General features: G+C 50.1%; 11 protein-coding genes. 7 read left to right on the forward strand and 4 right to left on the reverse strand.

What is annotated here, in order from left to right; translation table 11 throughout:
* Positions 1-36 precede the first annotated feature (36 nt).
* Entirely contained in the window at positions 37-1,422 is a 1,386-nt protein-coding gene (atoC, locus tag ACJHX4_RS05425) for an acetoacetate metabolism transcriptional regulator AtoC (protein ID WP_000125287.1), read from the reverse strand.
* On the reverse strand, positions 1,419-3,245 hold the full coding sequence (gene atoS, locus ACJHX4_RS05430; RefSeq protein ID WP_001296244.1) for a two-component system sensor histidine kinase AtoS: 1,827 nt from the start codon (positions 3,243-3,245) through the stop codon (positions 1,419-1,421). Before atoS ends, atoC begins: the two co-directional genes overlap by 4 nt.
* A gap of 166 nt (positions 3,246-3,411) precedes the next feature.
* Here atoS and rcsC point away from each other — a divergent pair, with 166 nt between their 5' ends.
* Positions 3,412-6,261 (forward strand): two-component system sensor histidine kinase RcsC, encoded by a 2,850-nt coding sequence (rcsC, locus tag ACJHX4_RS05435; RefSeq protein ID WP_000876055.1) that lies wholly within the window; start codon positions 3,412-3,414, stop codon positions 6,259-6,261.
* Between the two features lie 199 nt (positions 6,262-6,460).
* On the opposite strand, the gene rcsB is transcribed toward rcsC, so the two are convergent.
* Positions 6,461-7,111, reverse strand: coding sequence for a response regulator transcription factor RcsB (gene rcsB / locus ACJHX4_RS05440; protein WP_001061917.1), 651 nt, complete (start codon positions 7,109-7,111; stop codon positions 6,461-6,463).
* Between the two features lie 16 nt (positions 7,112-7,127).
* The gene (rcsD, locus tag ACJHX4_RS05445) at positions 7,128-9,800 is read right to left on the reverse strand and encodes a phosphotransferase RcsD (protein ID WP_001249136.1); all 2,673 of its coding nucleotides are present in this window, start codon (positions 9,798-9,800) and stop codon (positions 7,128-7,130) included.
* A 738-nt stretch (positions 9,801-10,538) separates the two neighbouring features.
* Between rcsD and ompC the strand changes: the two genes are divergently transcribed.
* From ompC to mqo, 6 genes are all read left to right on the forward strand, one after another.
* Complete coding sequence (ompC, locus tag ACJHX4_RS05450) at positions 10,539-11,660, forward strand: porin OmpC (RefSeq protein ID WP_000865587.1); 1,122 nt, start codon at positions 10,539-10,541, stop codon at positions 11,658-11,660.
* Positions 11,661-11,771: 111 nt separating this feature from the next.
* The gene (gene apbE, locus ACJHX4_RS05455) at positions 11,772-12,827 is read left to right on the forward strand and encodes an FAD:protein FMN transferase ApbE (RefSeq protein ID WP_000406076.1); all 1,056 of its coding nucleotides are present in this window, start codon (positions 11,772-11,774) and stop codon (positions 12,825-12,827) included.
* A 73-nt stretch (positions 12,828-12,900) separates the two neighbouring features.
* Positions 12,901-13,965, forward strand: coding sequence for a bifunctional DNA-binding transcriptional regulator/O6-methylguanine-DNA methyltransferase Ada (ada, locus tag ACJHX4_RS05460; protein ID WP_000872491.1), 1,065 nt, complete (start codon positions 12,901-12,903; stop codon positions 13,963-13,965).
* Positions 13,965-14,615, forward strand: coding sequence for a DNA oxidative demethylase AlkB (alkB, locus tag ACJHX4_RS05465; protein ID WP_000884927.1), 651 nt, complete (start codon positions 13,965-13,967; stop codon positions 14,613-14,615). The genes ada and alkB overlap by 1 nt, the downstream gene beginning before the upstream one ends.
* 75 nt (positions 14,616-14,690) lie before the next feature.
* Complete coding sequence (gene yojI, locus ACJHX4_RS05470; protein WP_000422200.1) at positions 14,691-16,334, forward strand: microcin J25 efflux ABC transporter YojI; 1,644 nt, start codon at positions 14,691-14,693, stop codon at positions 16,332-16,334.
* 217 nt (positions 16,335-16,551) lie between these two features.
* Positions 16,552-18,198, forward strand: coding sequence for a malate dehydrogenase (quinone) (gene mqo, locus ACJHX4_RS05475; RefSeq protein WP_000758053.1), 1,647 nt, complete (start codon positions 16,552-16,554; stop codon positions 18,196-18,198).
* The last annotated feature ends 37 nt before the right edge of the window (positions 18,199-18,235 follow it).

The following is an 18,235-nucleotide window of genomic DNA, read 5'->3' on the forward strand; positions in this document are numbered from 1 at the left end:
CGCACTGTGCAAATTTCTGCATAGCAAGTTTTGGCATTATACATCCGCCGGATCGATACCGTATTCCTGGAGTTTATACATCAATGCACGGCGACTGATGCCCAGCATTAAAGCAGTGCGGGTTCGGTTTCCTTCTTGTTGTTCCAGCACTTCCATAATGATGCGTTTTTCGACGCGTTTAATTTCCTCTTTTAAATTACGCTCACCGACAGGGGCTGTTTTTGCTTCACCAGCATTACAGACTGGCTGACGAATCTGCGGCGGAAGATCCTCAGAAAAAATGATCGGGCCTGAATTCATCACGACGGCGCGTTCAATAACGTTGGAAAGCTCTCGAATATTTCCCGGCCATGACCAGGCGGTAAGCAGTGACATTGCCATCGGATCGATGTCGATAATATCGCGCTGATTCTCACTACTGAATTTTTGCAAAAAGTGATTAGCTAACAGGGAAATATCTTCCCGGCGATCGCGCAGAGGCGGCAGTATTAAATGAATAACGTTAAGGCGATAAAAGAGATCTTCACGGAAGGTGCCTTCTTTCACCATTGCCTGCAAGTCGCGGTTGGTGGCAGCAATGACGCGGATATCAACTTTTATGGTCTGATGGCCGCCAATCCGTTCAAATTCCCGTTCCTGCAGAATGCGTAGTAATTTGGCTTGCAGTACCAGCGGCATTTCGCCAATTTCGTCGAGGAGCAGAGTACCTTCGTTGGCACGTTCAAATAATCCCTGACGCAAGGTTTGTGCACCAGTAAATGCACCTTTTTCATGACCAAACAGTTCACTTTCGAGCAACGATTCCGGCAGTGCCGCGCAGTTGACTTTAATGAACGGCCCCTTTGCCCGCCGCGAATTGTAGTGAATCGCTCTGGCAATCAACTCTTTCCCGGTGCCGCTTTCACCGCTAATCAAGACGCTGGCCTGAGAAAGGGCAATTTTGGCGGTGTCTTTGCAGATGTCCATCATCGCCGGGCTGTTGGTGAGAATGTGCCCCCATTGCCAGCTGGTGCTCAGTGCCTGGTGCAGATGACGGATCTCTTTTTTCATTGACTGGAGTTGTAAAGCGCGCTGAACGATTAAATTCAACTCATCGAGATCAAACGGTTTGATAACATAGTCGAAGGCTCCGCAGCGTAGTGCTTCGACGGCGGTTTCCACTTCAGCATAGGCCGTCATCAGAATAACGGGTGTCCGGGTCTCATGGCTGCGCATCTCCTTTAGTGCCTTGATGCCGTCCATCTCTGGCATGCGGATATCCATCAACACCACGTCAGGGTGAATATCGGCAAACAGGTGTAATGCTGTGCGCCCGTTGTTCGCACAATGTGTTTCGAATCCTTGTAGTGCAAAAGCGGTGCTCAGCATACGGCGAACATTATCTTCATCATCCACAATAAGGATGCGATTAATAGCAGTCATACAGTCTGATTTCCCTGCGGGTTGATCGGTAAAATAAGCGTGAAGGTTGCGCCGTAGCCCGGCAAACTGGCGACGCGAATATCACCCTGATGGGCATTAATGATGCGTTGACTTAACGCCAGACCAAGCCCGGTTCCTGAGGCTTTGGTAGTGAAAAAGGGATCGAAGATCTTTTTTTGCAGCGAGAGATCAATGCCACTGCCGTTGTCCTCTATCGAAATGGCCTGTTGCGAGTCGCTATACTGCCAGGTTCGAATGCGAATTTTCCCTCGTGCACTGATAGCCTGGACGGCATTGATCAGGATATTCAGTAGTACCTGTTTGAGCAGTTCACGATCGGCGTTAATCGGGCTTAATTCATTATCCAGTTCGCTTATGAAGTCGACCCGCGCTTGTACGCCGGCGGTTTGTACCAGTACCAGAGTTTCTTCAACCAATGCATTGAGGCTGACTTGTTGCCATTGACTGTGGCGTGGGCGTGAAAATTCGAGCAATTGCTGAATAACTTTGTTAATTGAATCGATTTCTTTGAGTACTACGGACAGATATTCCTGATGTATTGGGTCACGGGTTTGTTGGCGCAAGATCTGTACATAACCACGAATAGCCGTTAGCGGATTACGTACTTCATGCGCCACGCCAGCCATCAGCTCACCCAGTGTGGCGAGGCGTTCTGCTTGCGCCATGCGGCGCTGGGTTTCTTTGCGGGCAGTTAAATCAGAGAAAATCACCAAAGCACCTATCATTTCACCGTGCGTGTTATGAATACGACTGGTCGTGACACTGAGTTCAATGGTGCGGTCACGGCCTGGAAAACTGATCTCCAGTGCAACATGTTCGGTGCCATGTTCCAGCGTATCCAGTACGGGACTGTAGAACTGAGTATTGTCGAACAACATGGAGTAAGGCTGCCCTACCAGTTCATGACGTTGATAGCCAGTGATGACTTCTGCTGCTGGGTTCATGGTGGTTACATCACCCTGGCGGTCAATGGCAATGACGCCATCGGCAGCGTTTTCAATAATCAGATCGTTAAGTGTTCGCGTTTCACGCAGTGCCTGGGCGAGGTTGTTAACACTCTGACTGATTTGCCCCATTTCACCGGGCAATTGTGGTAATCGAGTGGGAATATTTTGAGCCAGAGTCGAGAGGCCATCGGTGATGATATCTATATTGGCGCTCAGGCGACGGGAGAAAAGGACAATCAACAGCAGGCTTATCAGCAAACCGGCGGTGAGCACAATGATAATCCTCACATCCATTTTCCAGGCCTGGCGGCGAATATCTTCGGTTAATTCATTGGCCCAGATATAGCCGAGGATTTCACCATTACGCTCAATGGGAATCATTGAATTCAAAATATCGCCGCGCACCTGCCTGCCTGAATAAACCAAAGGGGTATTTGTACGCATGACTTCGCGACCAGGGTGATCTGCGGCAATGGTAACGCCCACATTATTCTGATATAGCGCTGAAGGCGCGTAGGTGATTATCGCATCCAGCGTTTTGTTGTAATAACCAGCGCCGATGCCAGGGAAGGCGTGAGTGATATTTTCGGTAATGGGGGCAAGTTCTGCATTTAATGCGCGGATACGCTCCTCACGCGGTAAGTCGATGTAGAGATCGTAGCGATTGCCTAGCGCCTGATTAAGCAGGTTGACCACGGCAGAAAGTTTTTTCTCTTTTTCAGATAAGACTGCTGAACGTCCTTCCGTTTCTACGATATAACCAATAGTAAGCGTTGGGACAATGACCATCAGGATTGCCATCAGGATCATTTGATTGCGTAAGCGGCGTGGATAAATCCACTTCATATAATGCATGCTGAAATCCACTAGTCTTGTCCGGTATATGACGATTATCAGAGGTTAAGGTGATGATTTCTCGGCGGTGTATCATATTCCAGAGAAGAGAGAACATTGCGGTAACACGCTTTTACCGCTACCTTAACCACACTCCATCGGTCACCTGAGGCGGAGCTTCGCCCCTTTGAAATACCTTGCTTCTTTTCGTACAACCCTGAAAGCCTCGCGCTACATGTTCAGAGCATTGGCGTTAGTGCTCTGGCTGTTGATTGCTTTTTCATCCGTTTTTTACATCGTTAATGCGTTACATCAGCGAGAATCGGAAATTCGTCAGGAATTTAATCTGAGTTCCGATCAGGCTCAGCGCTTTATTCAACGCACCTCTGATGTGATGAAAGAGCTGAAGTACATAGCTGAAAATCGCTTATCGGCAGAAAACGGTGTGCTTTCCCCGCGTGGACGAGAAACGCAGACGGATGTGCCTGCGTTTGAACCGCTGTTTGCTGACTCTGATTGTTCCGCAATGAGTAACACCTGGCGAGGTTCTCTGGAGTCATTGGCGTGGTTTATGCGCTACTGGCGCGATAATTTTTCTGCGGCTTACGATCTAAACCGGGTATTTTTAATCGGCAGCGATAACCTCTGCATGGCCAATTTCGGTCTGCGTGATATGCCAGTGGAACGCGATACCGCGCTAAAAGCTTTGCATGAACGCATTAATAAATATCGAAATGCACCACAAGATGATAGTGGCAGTAACCTCTACTGGATCAGCGAAGGTCCGCGCCCTGGCGTCGGGTATTTTTACGCCTTGACGCCAGTTTATCTGGCGAACCGGTTGCAGGCGCTTTTGGGTGTCGAGCAAACCATCCGGATGGAGAACTTTTTCTTACCTGGTACGTTGCCGATGGGGGTTACCATTCTTGATGAAAATGGTCATACCCTGATTTCGCTTACCGGACCAGAAAGCAAAATTAAGGGCGATCCTCGCTGGATGCAGGAACGCTCCTGGTTTGGCTATACGGAAGGGTTCCGGGAACTGGTGCTGAAGAAAAATCTGCCACCCTCATCGCTAAGCATCGTTTATTCAGTGCCAGTTGATAAGGTGCTGGAACGCATTCGCATGTTGATCCTTAACGCAATTTTGCTGAATGTGCTTGCCGGAGCTGCATTGTTTACTCTCGCGCGGATGTACGAGCGGCGTATTTTCATTCCGGCGGAAAGCGACGCCCTGCGACTGGAAGAACATGAGCAGTTTAATCGCAAGATTGTCGCCTCCGCGCCAGTGGGTATCTGCATTTTGCGTACCGCTGATGGCGTCAATATTTTAAGTAACGAACTGGCGCATACTTATCTCAATATGCTTACGCATGAGGACCGCCAACGGCTGACACAAATTATCTGTGGGCAGCAGGTCAATTTTGTTGATGTCCTGACCAGCAACAATACCAATCTGCAAATCAGCTTCGTCCATTCGCGCTATCGTAATGAAAACGTGGCCATTTGTGTGCTGGTGGATGTTTCTTCGCGCGTGAAGATGGAAGAGTCGTTGCAGGAGATGGCACAAGCAGCGGAACAGGCGAGCCAGTCAAAATCGATGTTCCTGGCCACCGTCAGTCATGAGCTGCGAACGCCGCTGTATGGCATTATCGGTAACCTGGATCTGTTGCAAACCAAAGAGTTACCGAAAGGCGTCGATCGTCTGGTGACGGCAATGAACAACTCTTCCAGCCTGTTGTTGAAAATTATCAGCGATATTCTCGATTTCTCGAAAATTGAATCAGAACAGTTGAAGATCGAACCGCGTGAGTTTTCACCGCGTGAAGTGATGAACCACATCACCGCCAACTATTTACCGCTGGTGGTACGCAAGCAGTTAGGCTTGTACTGCTTTATTGAACCGGATGTGCCAGTGGCCTTAAATGGCGACCCGATGCGTTTACAGCAGGTCATCTCCAACCTGTTGAGTAACGCCATAAAATTCACCGATACCGGCTGTATAGTTTTGCATGTTCGCGCTGATGGCGATTATCTCTCTATCCGTGTTCGCGATACCGGCGTGGGGATACCGGCGAAAGAAGTGGTGCGCTTGTTTGATCCCTTCTTCCAGGTCGGAACGGGCGTACAGCGTAACTTCCAGGGGACTGGTCTGGGTCTGGCGATTTGTGAAAAACTGATCAGCATGATGGACGGCGACATCTCGGTAGATTCAGAACCGGGAATGGGCAGCCAGTTTACCGTGCGTATTCCGTTATACGGCGCTCAGTACCCGCAGAAAAAAGGTGTGGAAGGGTTGAGTGGTAAACGCTGCTGGCTGGCGGTCCGCAATGCGTCGCTCTGTCAGTTCCTGGAAACCAGTTTGCAGCGCAGCGGCATCGTCGTTACAACATACGAAGGGCAGGAACCGACTCCCGAAGATGTGTTAATTACTGACGAGGTAGTGAACAAAAAATGGCAGGGTAGAGCGGTAGTGACCTTCTGTCGTCGCCATATTGGTATTCCGCTGGAGAAAGCGCCAGGGGAGTGGGTACATAGTGTGGCTGCTCCGCATGAGCTACCGGCATTGTTGGCGCGTATTTATTTGATCGAGATGGAGAGCGACGATCCTGCTAACGCTCTGCCGTCGACGGACAAAGCGGTCAGCGATAATGACGATATGATGATTCTGGTCGTGGATGATCATCCGATTAACCGGCGTCTGCTGGCAGATCAGTTGGGATCGTTGGGCTATCAATGTAAAACCGCGAATGATGGCGTCGATGCGCTTAATGTACTTAACAAGAATCATATTGATATCGTGCTTAGCGACGTCAATATGCCAAATATGGATGGTTACCGCTTGACGCAACGCATTCGTCAGTTGGGACTGACGTTGCCGGTAATCGGAGTAACTGCTAATGCGTTGGCTGAAGAGAAGCAGCGGTGTCTGGAGTCCGGTATGGACAGCTGCCTGTCGAAGCCGGTAACGCTGGATGTGATAAAACAGACGCTGACGGTATATGCCGAGAGGGTCAGGAAATCGCGGGAATCGTAGGACGGATAAGGTGTTTATGCCGCATCTGGCATTCAGTGCAAATGCCAGATGCGACGCTGACGCGTCTTATCTGGCCTACTTTAATGTAATCTGTTGAAATAATGGGAATCGTAGGACGGATAAGGCGTTTACGCCGCATCCGGCAATCCGTGCAAATGCCAGATAAGACACTGACGCGTCTTATCTGGCCTACAGGTGATTAGTCTTTATCTGCCGGACTCAACGTCACAGAAGAGAGATAATTCAGCAGAGCAATATCGTTCTCGACACCCAGCTTCATCATCGCAGATTTCTTCTGGCTACTGATGGTTTTAATACTGCGGTTCAGCTTTTTAGCGATCTCGGTCACCAGGAAGCCTTCCGCAAACAGGCGCAGAACTTCACTCTCTTTTGGCGAGAGACGCTTGTCACCGTAACCACCAGCACTGATTTTTTCCAACAGGCGAGAAACGCTTTCCGGGGTAAATTTCTTCCCTTTCTGCAGCGCGGCGAGAGCCTTCGGCAAATCGGTCGGTGCACCTTGTTTCAGCACGATCCCTTCGATATCCAGATCCAATACCGCACTAAGAATCGCCGGGTTGTTGTTCATGGTCAGAACAATGATCGACAGGCTTGGGAAATGGCGCTTGATGTACTTGATTAAGGTAATGCCATCACCGTACTTATCGCCAGGCATGGAGAGATCGGTAATCAACACATGCGCATCCAGTTTCGGCAGATTGTTGATCAGTGCTGTAGAGTCTTCAAATTCGCCGACAACATTCACCCACTCAATTTGCTCAAGTGATTTGCGAATACCGAACAAGACTATCGGATGGTCATCGGCAATAATTACGTTCATATTGTTCATGTAATAGGCTACCTTGCTACAGCAAGCTCTTGACATAACTGTCAATGTCGCTGATGTATTTTTCTATTCCTGGAACATCCTTCTCACGAATCAGATGTTCCAGCGTTTCACATAACTGCTTGCCGGGTACCAGATTTAGCATGGCAAATACGCCTTTAAGACGATGAGCCGTTTGGGCTAACGCAGCAAAGTCGCTGGTTGCTGCTTCAGTATATAGCCTCTTAACATCATCCGGTACTGTGTCTACAAAGAGCGCATAATAGCCGCTGGCATGGAGTTGCGCATTTTCATCTCCGCCCAGAGGCGATTCTGTCACCTCTTCCTGCGCCAGTTGCACTTCAATTAATTGTAAGACCGCTTCCTGCATAGCGTTGCTCATATTGAAATTGACGCACAATTGACCAGGCCCAATTTCCCGTACGCCAGACTCATCATCGCTTAAAAGCAAGCCAGAGGCAGTAAGATTAGACGGATTATCCGTTAAAAAGATATCATAATCTTGACTAATTAATCTTTCATCGGGTGTGATACAGGTTGCACCCCAATTTTCTAACTGGCGAGTGACAATATTCCGAATTTCTGCCGAAGTAACATCCACCATTACGCAGACATCATCCAGTAATCGCTCTTCTTCCTCTTCAACTTCCGGGTCAGCTGCGAGCATTTTGATATGCACAGAGTAGCGTGTACCAAGCCCATCCCGCGTTTTGATGTTTAAATGACCGCCCAGTTTACGCGCCAGTTGATCGCTCAGCCAGAATGCCAGCGGGTCCGCCTTGCCATAGCGATCGTTTTGGGTCTGGTTGATAAACGGGAAGTGCAAATTATCCATTTCATGAATGCTTACGCCTTCTCCAGTGTCCAGAATGCGGAACGTCAGGCGGTCTTCGGAGGACTCATCCTGATCAACCTCAAGGGTGATTTTTCCTAATTGCGTTGAGGTCACGGCATATTGCATCAGTAGCAGCAAAATACGTCGTAAGGCATCGCGATCGCCGCGGCGCATATCGTGTGCTTTCAGATGATTGTTAATCAGCAGTTGCAGACCTTTACGCTTGATGGCAGGCAACACTGAAGGCACTACTTCATCAATTAAATCCTGCACGGAGAACAGCTCCGTCTCACTTTTCCAGCTATCGTCCGCAAGCATGTTCGCTAACTGTATTTCATCGACCAGTCGCACCAGCACATCAGCCTGATTCGCCAGTTGTTTGCCTTCCGGGGCGTTGAGTTTAGCCGCGCTCTCCGCCAGGGACTGTGCGGGTTCTTTCAGCGCATCGCCAATGTTTTTCATAAAGGTCATCCGCCCCTGCTGGTTTTTCTCATACAGACGCTGCGCCTGCTTGAGTTTCTTGTTTACCAGCACTTCGCGATCCTGATCGCGAATAATGAAAATTTGTGTGCGCGGCGCAACCTGGCTGCGGAACATGCGGATCTCATACAGCTCGTTATTGATCGTCGCCTGAATAATCCCCTGATGCTGTTCCGCCATGGTGGTGATGTTTTGCAGATTCAAATGCGGCAGCAAATGATCGGCAATTTTGTTACTTATGACTGTGCGGTTTGATTCCTGATCGTGAACCAGCAGGCCGAGCGGCAGCAGTGAGACTATCTCTTCATTAATTGCCCGTAAAATGCGCAATTCGTTATTGACCGCCGTGCTGGGGACGCTTTCTGTACTGCGGCTGGAGAAATGGCGGAATGTGGTATAGCCAAATAACGCCAGCGCCAGCAAACCGATGTTCAGCAGCAGTGGCAGCAGAATGTTTTGCAACGTATCCAGCAGTAAGGTGCCGTAAGGAACCTGCCAGACCAGGCGCATATCGGTAGAGTTGAGTGCCGAGGAGATTTCAATCTTCGTACTGTTAAAGTGGATACTGACGCTATCCGTCCCTTCTTTCTCATTTTCATTGTTTCCCGTTGCCGTCGCGTCTGGCTCAAGGCGGAAACTGTCCAGCGGCATACCCGGTGGGATCAAATCATTAATCGGCAGATCAAAAGCCACGACCGTTGCCAGATGTCCCGGCTGGTTGAACGTGGTACGCAAGGTAAAGTAATGACCGTTCTGCCAGGCCAGGCGGCGCATGTTAGAAAAACTTTCGCGTTCATCGAGGGCGTTGGCCTGTTGCAACATCTCTGCACGACGTGAATCAACAATGTCGCTGACGGTCGATTCTTTAAATCCGGAGGTGAGATCTTTGAGGGGCAGGGTTGAGATCAGCACCAGACTGTTATCCTGACCATTCAGGTAATACATCGACCACGGTACATTTTCTGCGCCCCACAATGTGTCCAGATAGGTGGACATCCGTTGAGTCATCTCAAGCGTTGAGTTGTCGTGAGAGCCAAAGATTAACGCTTCCGTTTTGCGGCGTGGTTTCTCCAGATAGTAGACATCCTGTTTCAGGCGCGTCTCTTGTAAACCTTCGCCGGAGGAGGGGGAGGTCGTCGCGGCAATGTTGTCGTAGATCTGCCAGGTCACGTAACGCCAGGTATCGACGCGCTTTTGGATTGCGTGGGTAATGTCGACAATCTGGTAACTTTTATCTTTCAGCCAGGCGTTAACGGCGCTTTGTACCATTACACCCATCGTCACCAGTAACACAATGATCAACAGTAAAAAGAAGCGGGTAATGCTCCCCGGTAGGAGTGAAAAGCGGGTCGTGGCCGTTGTCTCTTTCTGACGCATTCGTGTTTATGACCTGTTAAAACTTCGCGAAGTGATAGGGCAGTATAAAGGGTACAGTGTGAAATTCCAGACTCTTACCTGATTGATGATTCTCTATTCTCCAGTGATATTTATCATCCGGCATTGGGGGAAATAGATGTACAAGCGCCATTTTGCTGTACAAATAACCTACAAAAAGCCCAACGAAATTAATTGCAAATAAACGAAGATTGCTGGAAATTATGCTGATGTTAATTATTTGTGAAATAGTTAACAAGCGTTATAGTTTTTCTGTGGTAGCACAGAATAATGAAAAGTGTGTAAAGAAGGGTAAAAAAAACCGGATGCGAGGCATCCGGTTGAAATAGGGGTAAACAGACATTCAGAAATGAATGACGGTAATAAATAAAGTTAATGATGATAGCGGGAGATATTCTAGTTGCGAGTGAAGGTTTTGTTTTGACATTCAGTGCTGTCAAATACTTAAGAATAAGTTATTGATTTTAACCTTGAATTAATATTGCTTGATGTTAGGTGCTTATTTTGCCATTCCGCAATAATCTTAAAAAGTTCCCTTGTATTTACATTTTGAAACATCTATAGCGATAAATGAAACATCTTAAAAGTTTTAGTATCATATTCGTGTTGGATTATTCTGCATTTTTGGGGAGAATGGACTTGCCGACTGATTAATGAGGGTTAATCAGTATGCAGTGGCATAAAAAAGCAAATAAAGGCATATAACAGAGGGTTAATAACATGAAAGTTAAAGTACTGTCCCTCCTGGTCCCAGCTCTGCTGGTAGCAGGCGCAGCAAACGCTGCTGAAGTTTACAACAAAGACGGCAACAAATTAGATCTGTACGGTAAAGTAGACGGCCTGCACTATTTCTCTGACAACAAGTCAGAAGACGGCGACCAGACCTACATGCGTCTTGGCTTCAAAGGTGAAACTCAGGTTACTGACCAGCTGACCGGTTACGGCCAGTGGGAATATCAGATCCAGGGCAACAGCGCTGAAAACGAAAACAACTCCTGGACCCGTGTGGCATTCGCAGGTCTGAAATTCCAGGATGTGGGTTCTTTCGACTACGGTCGTAACTACGGCGTTGTTTATGACGTAACTTCCTGGACCGACGTACTGCCAGAATTCGGTGGCGACACTTACGGTTCTGACAACTTCATGCAGCAGCGTGGTAACGGCTTCGCGACCTATCGTAACACCGACTTCTTCGGTCTGGTTGACGGCCTGAACTTTGCTGTTCAGTACCAGGGTAAAAACGGTAGCGTAGATGGCGAAGGCATGACCAACAACGGTCGTGGTGCCCTGCGTCAGAACGGCGACGGCGTTGGCGGATCTATCACTTATGATTACGAAGGCTTCGGTATCGGTGCTGCTGTTTCTAGCTCCAAACGTACTGATGATCAGAACTTCGGCCTGAACGGTTATGGTGAGCGTTATTTGGGTAACGGCGACCGTGCTGAAACCTACACTGGTGGTCTGAAATACGACGCTAACAACATCTACCTGGCTGCTCAGTATACCCAGACCTACAACGCAACTCGCGTAGGTTCCTTGGGTTGGGCAAACAAAGCACAGAACTTCGAAGCTGTTGCTCAGTACCAGTTCGACTTCGGTCTGCGTCCGTCTGTAGCCTACCTGCAGTCTAAAGGTAAAAACCTGGGTGTCATCAATGGTCGTAACTACGACGACGAAGATATCCTGAAATATGTTGATGTTGGTGCGACCTACTACTTCAACAAAAACATGTCCACCTACGTTGACTACAAAATCAACCTGCTGGACGACAACCGCTTCACCCGTGACGCTGGCATCAACACTGATGACATCGTAGCTCTGGGTCTGGTTTACCAGTTCTAATCTCGATTGATATCGAACAAAGGGCCTGCGGGCCCTTTTTTCATTGTTTTCAGCGTACAAACACAGTTTTTTGGTGTACTCTTGCGACCGTTCGCATGAGGATAATCACGTATGGAAATAAGCTTTACCCGCGTGGCACTGCTGGCTGCCGCGCTCTTCTTTGTTGGTTGCGATCAAAAACCACAACCCGCCAAAACCCACGCTACTGAAGTTACCGTTCTTGAAGGCAAAACCATGGGTACCTTCTGGCGTGCCAGCATCCCGGGCATTGACGCCAAACGCAGTGCCGAACTTAAAGAAAAGATTCAGACCCAGCTGGACGCTGACGATCAGCTGCTTTCGACCTATAAAAAAGATTCCGCGCTGATGCGCTTTAACGACTCGCAAAGTTTGTCGCCGTGGCCGGTAAGTGAAGCGATGGCCGATATCGTCACCACCTCGCTGCGCATTGGCGCAAGGACCGATGGTGCGATGGATATAACCATCGGGCCGCTGGTGAATCTGTGGGGCTTTGGCCCGGAACAACAACCGGTTCAAATTCCGAGCCAGGAACAGATCGATGCGATGAAAGCCAAAACCGGCTTACAGCACCTGACGGTCATTAATCAGTCGCATCAGCAATATCTGCAAAAAGACCTGCCGGATTTATATGTCGATCTCTCCACCGTCGGCGAAGGTTATGCGGCGGATCACCTGGCACGCTTGATGGAGCAGGAAGGGATTTCCCGCTATCTGGTGTCGGTGGGCGGCGCGCTGAACAGCCGTGGTATGAACGGTGCAGGCCAACCGTGGCGGGTAGCGATTCAAAAACCAACCGATAAAGAAAACGCGGTTCAGGCCGTGGTGGATATCAACGGTCATGGTATTAGCACCTCTGGCAGCTACCGTAACTATTACGAACTGGACGGCAAACGTCTTTCTCATGTTATCGATCCGCAAACCGGGCGTCCTATCGAACACAATCTGGTATCCGTGACGGTGATTGCCCCGACGGCGCTGGAGGCCGATGCCTGGGATACTGGCTTGATGGTACTCGGACCGGAGAAAGCCAAAGAGGTTGTTCGCCGGGAAGGACTGGCGGTCTACATGATCACCAAAGAGGGCGATAATTTTAAAGCCTGGATGTCGCCGCAGTTTAAAAGCTTCCTTATCAGCGAAAAAAATTAAAGCGCAAGATTGTTGGTTTTTGTGCGATGGTGACCGGGCAGACTAAAGGCTATCCTTAACCAGAGAGCTGATTATGAAATACGCCATACGCTTAACTGACGATCAACGCTGGCAATCTGTCTTAGCCCGCGACTCGAATGCCGACGGCGAATTCGTTTTCGCCGTGCGCACCACGGGTATCTTTTGCCGTCCGTCTTGCCGAGCCAGACATGCCTTGCGGGAAAATGTCTCCTTCTACGCAAATGCCAGCGAGGCGCTTGCCGCTGGCTTTCGTCCCTGCAAACGTTGTCAGCCAGACAAAGCCAATCCCCTGCAACATCGCCTTGATAAAATTACCCACGCCTGCCGACTTCTGGAACAGGAAACGCCTGTAACGCTGGAAGCCTTAGCCGACCAGGTGGCGATGAGTCCATTTCATTTGCATCGGTTGTTTAAAGCGACTACCGGAATGACGCCTAAAGCCTGGCAACAGGCCTGGCGCGCTCGCCGTTTGCGCGAATTGCTGGCGAAAGGGGAGAGCGTGACTACATCTATTCTTAACGCCGGATTCCCCGACAGCAGCAGTTACTACCGCAAAGCCGACGAAACGCTGGGCATGACGGCTAAACAATTCCGTCACGGTGGCGAAAATCTGGCGGTGCGTTACGCGCTGGCTGATTGTGAGCTGGGCCGTTGCCTGGTGGCAGAAAGTGAGCGGGGGATTTGCGCGATATTACTGGGCGATGATGACGCGACACTAATCAGCGAGTTACAGCAGATGTTTCCCGCTGCCGACAGCGCGCCTGCTGATCTGACGTTTCAGCAACATGTGCGTGAAGTGATCGCCAGCCTCAATCAACGCGATACGCCGCTGACGTTACCGCTGGACATTCGCGGCACTGCTTTTCAGCAACAAGTCTGGCAGGCACTGCGCACGATACCTTGCGGTGAAACCGTCAGTTATCAGCAACTGGCTAACGCCATCGGCAAACCGAAAGCGGTACGGGCTGTTGCCAGCGCCTGTGCCGCCAACAAGCTAGCTATCGTTATACCCTGTCATCGGGTAGTACGCGGTGATGGATCGCTTTCAGGTTACCGCTGGGGCGTGTCGCGTAAAGCGCAACTGCTACGCCGCGAAGCTGAAAATGAGGAGAGGTAATGTTGGATCTGTTTGCCGATGCTGAACCGTGGCAAGAACCACTGGCGGCTGGAGCGGTGATTTTGCACCGTTTTGCTTTTAACGCTGCGGAGCAACTGATCCGCGATATTAATGACGTTGCCAGCCAGTCGCCGTTTCGCCAGATGGTCACTCCAGGCGGATATACCATGTCGGTGGCGATGACCAACTGTGGGCATCTGGGCTGGACGACCCATCGGCAAGGTTATCTCTATTCGCCCATTGATCCGCAAACAAATAAACCGTGGCCCGCCATGCCGCAGAGTTTTCATCATTTATGTCAACGTGCGGCTACGGCAGCGGGCTATCCAGATTTCCAGCCAGATGCCTGTTTGATCAACCGCTACGTTCCTGGCGCGAAACTGTCGCTGCATCAGGATAAAGACGAACCGGATCTGCGCGCGCCAATTGTTTCTGTTTCTCTGGGCTTACCCGCGATTTTTCAATTTGGCGGCCTGAAACGAAATGATCCGCTCAAACGTTTGTTGTTGGAACATGGCGATGTGGTGGTATGGGGTGGTGAGTCGCGGCTGTTTTATCATGGCATTCAACCGTTGAAAGTGGGGGGGCATCCACTCACCACCGACTGCCGCTACAACCTGACATTCCGTCAGGCAGGTAAAAAAGAATAAAAATAAGAATTATTATTGCTGTGCGCACGAAGATGTTTAAACTGCGGGCTGTAATTCATTGTCCGGGTTTTCTGCATGGAACTTCTTGTACTTGTCTGGCGGCAGTATCGCTGGCCATTTATCAGTGTGATGGCGCTAAGCCTCGCCAGTGCGGCATTAGGCATTGGCTTAATTGCTTTTATCAATCAGCGCCTTATCGAAACGGCGGATACCAGTCTGCTGGTATTGCCGGAGTTTCTGGGGTTATTGCTGCTGTTGATGGCAGTCACTCTCGGATCGCAACTGGCGCTCACCACTTTGGGGCATCACTTCGTTTACCGACTGCGTAGTGAATTTATCAAGCGGATTCTGGATACCCATGTCGAGCGCATTGAACAACTTGGTAGCGCCTCGTTGCTGGCGGGGTTAACCAGCGATGTGCGCAATATCACCATTGCTTTTGTGCGTCTGCCGGAACTGGTGCAGGGGATCATTCTCACTATCGGTTCAGCGGCGTATTTGTGGATGCTGTCGGGCAAAATGTTGCTGGTAACGGCTATCTGGATGGCAGTCACCATCTGGGGTGGTTTTATACTGGTGGCGCGGGTGTACAAACATATGGCGACCCTGCGTGAAACCGAAGATAAGCTGTACACGGATTTTCAAACCGTACTCGAAGGGCGCAAAGAGCTGACTCTGAACCGTGAACGCGCCGAGTATGTGTTTAACAACCTCTACATTCCTGATGCGCAAGAGTATCGCCATCATATTATCCGCGCAGACACCTTCCATCTTAGTGCCGTGAACTGGTCAAACATCATGATGCTGGGCGCAATCGGCCTGGTGTTCTGGATGGCGAACAGTCTCGGTTGGGCTGATACCAACGTTGCCGCGACCTATTCGTTGACGTTGTTATTCCTGCGTACGCCGCTGCTTTCGGCGGTTGGCGCGTTGCCGACGCTACTGACGGCGCAGGTGGCGTTTAATAAGCTGAACAAATTCGCGCTCGCGCCTTTCAAAGCAGAGTTTCCGCGCCCGCAGGCGTTTCCCAACTGGCAAACGCTGGAGCTGCGTAACGTGACGTTTAGCTATCAGGATAACGCGTTTTCCGTTGGTCCAATTAATCTCACCATTAAACGTGGCGAGCTGCTGTTTCTGATTGGTGGCAACGGTAGTGGAAAATCGACGCTGGCGATGTTGCTGACGGGCTTGTACCAGCCACAAAATGGCGAAATCTTGCTGGATGGCAAACCTGTCAGCGGCGAACAACCGGAAGATTATCGAAAACTGTTTTCGGCAGTGTTTACCGATGTCTGGCTGTTTGATCAACTGCTGGGGCCGGAGGGGCAACCCGCTAACCCGCAACTGGTTGAGAAGTGGCTGGCGCAGCTGAAAATGGCTCATAAGCTTGAGTTAAGCAACGGGCGTATTGTTAACCTGAAGTTATCAAAAGGGCAGAAAAAACGCGTGGCGCTGTTGCTGGCGCTGGCAGAAGAACGCGATATTATCCTGCTGGATGAATGGGCGGCGGATCAGGATCCACACTTCCGTCGTGAGTTTTATCAGGTGCTGCTGCCGCTGATGCAGGAGATGGGTAAAACTATTTTCGCCATCAGTCATGATGATCATTACTTTATCCACGCCGACCGCCTGCTGGAAATGCGCAACGGGCAACTTAGCGAGCTGACAGGCGAAGAGCGCGATGCTGCTTCGCGTGATGCCGTTGCCCGGACAGCATAATATTACGACGCTGACCTGGCGGACTGCTGCCGCCAGGTCAATATTCTAAAAATACCTTCGTTTCTAATAACCCTATAATTAATCAACGAAATTATAATGTTTCTAAAATTAGAATATAATTTATAAACATTATTTAAATGTTGTTACTTAAGTGTTACCGTTGATGCCGCGCAAATCTCACCTGCAATAAAGCGACTAAAAGTAAGGCATTAACAAGATGAAAAAAGTGACTGCCATGCTCTTCTCGATGGCCGTGGGGCTTAATGCCGTTTCGATGGCGGCAAAAGCGAAAGCGTCCGAGGAGCAGGAAACTGATGTACTGTTGATTGGCGGCGGCATTATGAGCGCCACGTTGGGGACCTATTTACGCGAGCTGGAGCCTGAATGGTCGATGACCATGGTGGAGCGCCTGGAAGGTGTCGCGCAGGAGAGTTCGAACGGCTGGAACAACGCCGGAACCGGGCATTCTGCACTGATGGAACTCAATTACACCCCGCAAAATGCCGACGGCAGTATCAGTATTGAAAAAGCAGTCGCCATTAACGAAGCATTTCAGATTTCCCGCCAGTTCTGGGCGCACCAGGTCGAGCGTGGTGTGCTGCGTACTCCGCGTTCATTTATCAATACCGTTCCGCATATGAGCTTTGTCTGGGGCGAGGATAACGTTAATTTCCTGCGCGCCCGTTACGCCGCGTTGCAACAAAGCTCGCTGTTTCGCGGTATGCGTTACTCTGAAGATCACGCGCAGATCAAAGAGTGGGCACCGTTAGTGATGGAAGGGCGCGATCCGCAACAGAAAGTAGCGGCAACACGCACAGAAATTGGCACCGATGTGAACTATGGCGAGATCACCCGCCAGTTGATCGCCTCCTTACAGAAGAAATCTAACTTCTCGCTGCAACTCAGCAGCGAAGTCCGCGCCCTAAAGCGTAATGACGATAACAGCTGGACCGTCACCGTTGCCGATCTGAAAAACGGCACTGCACAGAACATCCGCGCCAAATTTGTCTTTATCGGCGCGGGCGGTGCGGCGCTGAAACTGTTACAGGAATCGGGGATTCCGGAGGCGAAAGACTACGCTGGTTTCCCGGTGGGCGGACAGTTCCTTGTTTCGGAAAACCCGGACGTGGTTAATCACCATCTGGCGAAGGTTTACGGTAAAGCATCCGTTGGCGCACCACCGATGTCGGTTCCGCATATCGATACCCGTGTTCTTGACGGTAAACGCGTAGTGCTGTTTGGGCCATTTGCCACCTTCTCAACCAAATTCCTCAAAAACGGTTCATTATGGGATCTGATGAGTTCCACCACCACCTCTAACGTGATGCCGATGATGCACGTTGGGCTGGATAATTTCGATCTGGTGAAATATCTGGTGAGTCAGGTGATGTTGAGTGAAGAGGATCGTTTTGAAGTGTTGAAAGAGTACTATCCGCAGGCGAAAAAAGAGGACTGGCGTTTGTGGCAAGCGGGGCAGCGCGTGCAGATTATCAAGCGTGATGCCGATAAAGGTGGCGTACTGCGTCTCGGTACTGAAGTCGTCAGTGACCAGCAAGGGACCATTGCCGCGCTCCTGGGGGCATCGCCAGGGGCGTCAACCGCCGCGCCGATTATGTTGAATCTGCTGGAAAAAGTATTTGGCGATCGCGTTTCCAGCCCGCAATGGCAGGCTACGTTGAAAGCGATCGTTCCGTCTTATGGACGCAAGCTGAACGGTGATGTAGCGGCAACAGAACGCGAGTTGCAGTACACCAGCGAAGTGCTGGGTCTGAAATACGACAAGCCGCAGGCAGCAGATAGTACGCCGAAACCGCAGTTGAAACCGCAACCCGTTCAAAAAGAAGTGGCGGATATTGCGTTGTAATGATGTGCCACATCCGGCATGGTTTGCCGGATGTGGC

Origin of the sequence: Escherichia sp. WS2035 (assembly GCF_046487065.1) — a bacterium.
GTDB lineage: Bacteria > Pseudomonadota > Gammaproteobacteria > Enterobacterales > Enterobacteriaceae > Escherichia > Escherichia coli.